Source organism: Paraclostridium benzoelyticum (assembly GCF_001006285.1).
GTDB classification, from domain to species: domain Bacteria; phylum Bacillota; class Clostridia; order Peptostreptococcales; family Peptostreptococcaceae; genus Paraclostridium; species Paraclostridium benzoelyticum.
In genome coordinates this window covers 1-3,128 of the sequence record NZ_LBBT01000363.1, presented here as the reverse complement: position 1 = coordinate 3,128, position 3,128 = coordinate 1, and the positions used below count along the sequence as shown (strand labels likewise).

Annotated in this window: 3 protein-coding genes and 1 riboswitch; all 3 genes read right to left on the bottom strand. The window is 29.7% G+C overall.

The annotated features are described in order from the left end of the window. Positions 1-7: 7 nt before the first annotated feature. The 3 genes from VN21_RS17615 to VN21_RS17605 are packed head-to-tail and all read right to left on the bottom strand — an operon-like array spanning position 8 to position 2,913. Positions 8-769 (bottom strand): ABC transporter ATP-binding protein, encoded by a 762-nt coding sequence (locus tag VN21_RS17615; protein ID WP_046824424.1) that lies wholly within the window; start codon positions 767-769, stop codon positions 8-10. Further along, positions 769-1,872, bottom strand: coding sequence for a FecCD family ABC transporter permease (locus VN21_RS17610; RefSeq protein ID WP_332840895.1), 1,104 nt, complete (start codon positions 1,870-1,872; stop codon positions 769-771). The genes VN21_RS17615 and VN21_RS17610 overlap by 1 nt, the downstream gene beginning before the upstream one ends. Before the next feature lie 18 nt (positions 1,873-1,890). Continuing rightward, entirely contained in the window at positions 1,891-2,913 is a 1,023-nt protein-coding gene (locus tag VN21_RS17605) for an ABC transporter substrate-binding protein (RefSeq protein WP_046824423.1), read from the bottom strand. A 16-nt stretch (positions 2,914-2,929) separates the two neighbouring features. Next, a riboswitch (cobalamin riboswitch) is annotated at positions 2,930-3,107 on the bottom strand. Positions 3,108-3,128 lie beyond the last annotated feature (21 nt).

Below are 3,128 nucleotides of genomic sequence, written 5' to 3'. Positions count from 1 at the left end.
AATTTAATTATGTTTTAAAAATTATATTTATATTATCATCAGTTTCAGCTTTTAAAATTTTAGCATTAACGCCATAAACTTCCTTTATAAGTTCTGTAGTTAAAACCTGTTTTGGCGTTCCATAAGCCCTAATTTTTCCATCTTTTAATACATATATTTTATCGCAATACATAGCTGCAATATTTAAGTCATGAATAGCTGCTATAACTTCTATATCTAAGTCTTTAACAATACCCATTAATTGTAACTGATATTTAATATCTAAATGGTTAGTTGGTTCATCAAGTATTAAACACTTTGTATCTTGAGCTAAAGCCCTTGCTAATATAACTCTTTGTTGCTCTCCTCCAGATAAAGTATTAAAGTTTCTATTAATTAAATGCCTTATATTTACTTTATCTATGGCATTATATACAATTTCATAATCTTCCTTTGTATCTCTGTCCATAATTTTTTTATAAGGGCTTCTCCCCATAAGTACCATATCTAATACCGAAAAATCAAAGTTATTATGATTATGTTGAGCTACAACTCCAATTTTTTTAGCACTGTCTTTAGTTGGTATATTTTTAATATTAGTGTCATCTAGGTATATTACACCGTTACTTGGGGTTAAGTTTCTATATACACACTTTAAAAGAGTCGATTTTCCACTTCCATTAGGCCCTATAATCCCTACAAACTCTTTATTGTTAACATCAATATCTATACCTTTTAATATTTTATTTTCATTTATAGAAAGTTCTAATTTTTTAGTTTCTATTCTCATTAATTAGTACCTCCAAACCCATAACTTCTTCTTATCATTAGATAAACAAAGCAAGGAGCTCCTATCATAGATATAAGTATTCCAATAGGAAGTTCTGCATTTTTTATTATTATTCGAGACAATACATCCGACCATATTAAAAATATAGCTCCTAAAAGTGCAGATATTGGAATTATTTTTTTATGGTCAGTCCCAAATAATCCTCTAACAATGTGTGGTATTATAAGTCCAACAAATCCAATCATCCCAGATGAATAAACTACTAATCCTACTAGGAGAGAAGTTACAACTAAGTATACTTGTCTATACCTATGTAAATCAGTTCCTAATGTTATAGCTACGTCATCCCCCAACAACATTAAATTTAATATCCTATATTGACTTAAAAAGAATATAGTCCCTATTAAAATCAATGGAAGTATAAATACTATTTCTTCCCATTTAGCTCCAGCTAAACTTCCCATAAGCCAGAATGTTATATTTTTCATTCCTTCTGCATCATTTTTTATATAAACTATAAAACTTGAAAATGCACTACAAACAGAACTCAAAGCCATCCCCGCTAATAATAGTTTTGTAGAGTTAGATCTTGATCCTGTGTTTGAAATCATTAAAACTAACATCGAAACTAAAAATGCACCAAAGAATGCAAATATCCCTATTGAGTTTTGTCCTAATAATGTTGTAAAACCTAGCATTATAGCTATTGTAGCACCTAGGGATGCTCCAGATGATACACCAAGTATATAAGGGTCTGCTAGAGGATTTTTTACTATAGCTTGCATTACAACTCCACATACAGACAGTCCTATTCCTACACATAAAGCTAAAATTATTCTAGGTAGCCTAATAAACCACACTACATCATGGATAGCTCCATTAGATAAAGTATTTTCATTTCCTATACTAAATAGTTTATACCCTATTATTTGATATACTTGCTTTATGCTGATGTCACTTGAACCTATTGTTACAGCAAATAAAATAGACAAAATTAAAGCAATAATAAGACCCATAATAACTAATATATATAAAGGCTTTGTTTTCACAAAGCCCTTCTCTTCATTATTTTCATATTTTCTTAAGCTTTTCATTGATTGCATATGTCCATGTCCCTCTTTCTACTTACTTGGATAAAGTCCATTTGCAAAAGTTTCTATTCCATCTATAGTTCTTACTCCACTACAATACATTTGTCCTAGTTCTATTGGATAAACTCTATTATTTTTAACTGCATTTAAACTTTGTAATGCTTTGTCATTCATAACTAAGTTTTTAGTTTCTTCAGCCTTTTTACTATCATCATCTCTATTCATATATACTACAAATATACTGTCTGGATTTAATTTTACTAAATCTTCTTTACTTAGTGAGTTGCCATCTTCATTTAATAATTTTGCACCTAGTTTAGTTACCATATCTCCACCTAAAGTGCTTTTCCCATATCCACTAATTTTATCATCTAAAAATTCAACTATTAAAGTAGTTTGTTGCTTTTTGCCTTTTTCAGACTCTACAACTTCATTTACTTTTTTATTTATATTATCAACTATCTTTTTAGCTTTATCTTCAACGTTAAATATTTTACCTATATTTAATATATCTTCACATTCATTTTTAATAGTCTTATGCTCTACTGCTCCACTATTTAATGCCATGTATGTATTTGTACCTTTGTCTTGCCAAAAGTCTACTGTTCCTAAAGTTTTATCTGTAAACAAAGAATCCCATCCCACTATAAGGTCTGGTTGTAACATCATAGTATTTTCTTTAGAAGGTGTAAATTCATCTAAATACTTAACCTTTTTAAAGGCTTCTTGATATTCATCTTTAACCTTATGATCTAACCCGGCTGCAGCAACTATATTATCTTCTAACCCTAGTGCTAGCATAGTTTCTATAGAGTCTTGATAAACTGCCAGCGCCTTTTTAGGTTTTTCTTTTATAGTAACCTTTATTTCTTCTTTGTTACTATTATGCGTAGTAATAGTTACTGGATAGTAATCATCCTTTGTTTCATTTGTTTTTTCTACCTTTATTGTAGTAGTGTCTTCAGTTTTAATTTGAGTTTTACTGCACCCTACAAAGCTTAGCCCTATAACTAAGCTAAGCAAACTTAATTTGATTTTTTTTGATATTTTCATTTTGTCTCTCCCTCCGAAAGTTGGTTTTATCTAGGCAGGTCTCCTGACTTATACATCATCCTAATCTTTACCTTCCCAAAGAAATTCTTCAGTGGCTAAAAAAAGACTCGTCCGTAATTACAGTAGCGGGGGCTGTTGATGATTTCCACATCATTCCCTATTAATTAATAAAAACCTAGTATTTATATTTATAATTATAATGTTATCATAATTCT

Excerpts from the sequence above, each read along its gene's own strand:
- VN21_RS17615 (WP_046824424.1), bottom strand. The coding sequence starts at position 769 with ATGAGAATAGAAACTAAAAAATTAGAACTTTCTATAAATGAAAATAAA.
- VN21_RS17610 (WP_332840895.1), bottom strand. The coding sequence starts at position 1,872 with ATGCAATCAATGAAAAGCTTAAGAAAATATGAAAATAATGAAGAGAAG.
- VN21_RS17605 (WP_046824423.1), bottom strand. The coding sequence starts at position 2,913 with ATGAAAATATCAAAAAAAATCAAATTAAGTTTGCTTAGCTTAGTTATA.